The sequence below is a fragment of the Streptomyces sp. DH12 genome (assembly GCF_020873895.1).
Taxonomy (GTDB): Bacteria; Actinomycetota; Actinomycetes; order Streptomycetales; family Streptomycetaceae; genus Streptomyces.
This window is the reverse complement of the sequence record NZ_JAHWGT010000075.1, coordinates 1-2,821: the sequence shown is the minus strand read 5'-3', so window position 1 is coordinate 2,821 and position 2,821 is coordinate 1. Positions and strand designations below refer to the sequence as shown.

The following is a 2,821-nucleotide window of genomic DNA, read 5'->3' as shown; positions in this document are numbered from 1 at the left end:
GGTGCGCACGCGGAGGCGTGCGCACCGCAGGCGCTCCGGCTATCCGGCCTTCCGGCGCCGGGCCGGGGCCGCGGCCTTCTTCCCCGCGGCCGCCTTCTTCGCCGGGGCCTTCTTCTTCGCGCGCTGCGGCATCTCGTGCACGGTGGCGTGCTCGTCGTCCCCGCGGGCGGCGCGTGCCTGCTCCACGGAGGCGTTGAGGGCGGCCATGAGGTCGACCACCTGCCCGGGCGGCTCCGCCTCGCCGCCGACCGGCGCCGGCCGCCGGTCCTCGGCCTTCGCGGTGATCACTTCTTCGAGGGCGTCGTGGTACCGGTCGGCGAGGTCCAGGTCGTCGAGGCGGGCGACGGTCATGGCGTCCATGAGGGCGAGCGCACCGTCCACCTCCGCGTCGCCGACGTCGGTCGGCGCCGGGGCCAGCTCACTGGGGTCGCGGATCTCGTCCGGCCAGCGCATCGAATGCAGCTTATGGCCTCGTCCAGGACCTGGAGCAGCCCGAGCCGCTCACGGCCGTGCCACGCGAATTTCGCGATGGCGACCCGGTCGGAGCGCTTCAGCGCCTCCCGCAGCAGCTTGTACGGCTTGCCCGCGACCTGCCCGTCCGCCTGGAGGTAGTAGGACGTGCTGATCTGTACCGGGTCGACGCGGTCGCGGGGGACGAACGCGACGATCTCGATGGCCTTCGCCGTCGGCAGCGGCATCTCCCGCAGCTCCTCGTCGGAGACCTGGACGACCGTTTCCTTCGTGATCTCGTAGCCCTTACCGATCTCCGCCTGGTCGAGCACCTTGCCGTCGAGCTCGCACACCTTCTGGTAGCGGATACGGCCGCCGTCCTCAGTGTGGACCTGCCGGAAGCTGATCGAATGATCTTCCGTCGCAGTAACAACTTTGATCGGAATTGTTACCAAACCGAACGAAATCGCTCCTGACCAGACAGGGCGGGGCATGGCGCACCTCCAACTTCCCCCCTGCCCAGCGTAGAGCGGTGCAGGTCAGGCGGCAGCACGAAGGGCCCCCGAGCACGCTCGGGGGCCCTTCGGTGGTGCGTTGCGGGGGCTACTGGTCGACAGGGGGCTTGGGGCCGGGGCCGCGGCGGGTCGGAGTGGTGGCGGCCTCCTCGATGTTCCAGCCGTCGACCGTGACGCGCTTGCGCAGGGTGGGGTAGCTGACCTGGCACTGCGGGAGCCGGCTGATCTGCGACAGGGTGTAGGTGCCGCCGAACACCTCGAACGTCTCGACGGCGCCCGGCTTCCTGCCGCGCCGCCTTGCCGGCTTCCGCTCCTCCACCGTGGCGGAGTCCTCGGCGATCAGTCGGCGGTAGGCGGCGCGCGCCTTCTCCCTCTGCGTGGGCTTGAGGGGGACCTCCTCCAGGCGCTGCATCATCAGCTCGTCCAGGGCCTTCCACCAGCGGGCGCGGGCGGCGTCCGGGTCGTCGGCCGCCTGCTCGATGGTCTCGTGCCACGCGCCGTCCAGGTCCCACAGGCGCAGCTTGGCGGTCACCATGTCCCGCAGGTAGGGGCCGGTGACCTCCAGCACCGCCTTGACCATCGCCTTCTGGAAGACCCACGGGGTGCCGGCGGCGCGGGCGAGGGCGTCGCGTACCTCGGGCCGGGCGAGGGCCCCGGCCGTGCCCAGCAGCGTCGACAACTGCGGCTGGGCGCTGATCACCGCGAGGTGCTTGTTGCTGTACGTGGTGCCGCTCATGACCACGCGCAGCGGCAGGCCGGGGTCCAGGGCGCCGCGCTCGGCGGCCTGCACCACGTGGTCCAGGACCGGTGAGGCGGCGTCCTCGCGCAGGAGCCCGGCCGCGGACCAGGGCAGGACGACGCTCTGGTGGTCGGTGAGCGAGCGGGGGGCAGGGGCGCCTTTGGCGGTGGTGCCCCAGCCGGTCATCGGGTCCAGCTCCCTCAAGGTGTGCAGGGTCTGGGTGCGGTCGGGCAGGCGGTCGCCGTCGTAGAAGGCGACGCGGCGCACCATGCCGTCGCCGTCGGGGCGCAGGCGGATACGGCGGGCGGGCCAGGTCAGGATGTCGAGGCGGCCGGTGGGCTGGCGCTCGCGCACCGGCGCCGGCGGGGTGTCGCGCTCCCATACCGGGGCGTCGCCCGGCGCGCGCGGCTGCGGCGGCAGGGACAGCAGCAGCAGGTCCTTCAGGGAGCGGCCCGTTTCCACGTGGACATGGGTGACCGCCGCCGTCAGGCCGGTCGCCGCGCCGAAGACCTTGCCGCCGTTTTCGGCCGGGTCGCCGGGCGCCGCCCGCTTGATCCCCGCGCCGTCGTAGGCCAGGAGGAACAGCAGGTTCGCGGCGGCCTCACGCCACGGGAACGGCGGGTGCTCCGCCTGCCGCAGCCGGTGGTCGAACCACGGTCCCGAGGCGCCGCCCAGGCGGGAGGGGTTCAGCGCCTCGGCGCCCATGTTGCAGGCGGTCTCGATGTCCAGCTCGCCGCACTGGAACGCCGGGTGGGTGGGGTGCACCAGGTCCAACCGGTGCTCCCACCGCTTCAGGTAGGCGGTGATGCGGTCCTCGTCCAGGGCGGGCGCCGCCCACGCGGCGTCCCACTCGGCCGCATCGCGAGGACCCGCCGCGGCGTCGTACACGGCGGCCAGCAGCCGCATGACGGGGACCTCGCCGGCGCGGGCGACGTCGAAGGACAGGCGGTGCGCGCGGGTGAGGGCTTCGGTGATGCCCACCCGCCGGTAGGCGCCGACATCGGCATCGCGCACCTCGATCCACGGCTCGCTGGTCAGGGGAAAGGACGGTACGGGCACGGCAGGCTCCAGGAGGTGTCTCGGCAGGCCGCCCGCCCGCGCGAGGGCGCGGGCGGGC

Annotated in this window: 1 protein-coding gene and 1 pseudogene; both read right to left on the bottom strand. The window is 73.1% G+C overall.

The annotated features are described in order from the left end of the window. Positions 1-39 precede the first annotated feature (39 nt). Positions 40-944: pseudogene (locus tag LPA54_RS32505) on the bottom strand (Ku protein). A gap of 109 nt (positions 945-1,053) precedes the next feature. Then, positions 1,054-2,821: type I-E CRISPR-associated protein Cse1/CasA (gene casA / locus LPA54_RS32500; protein ID WP_228984374.1), on the bottom strand; the 1,768-nt coding region annotated here is incomplete at its 5' end.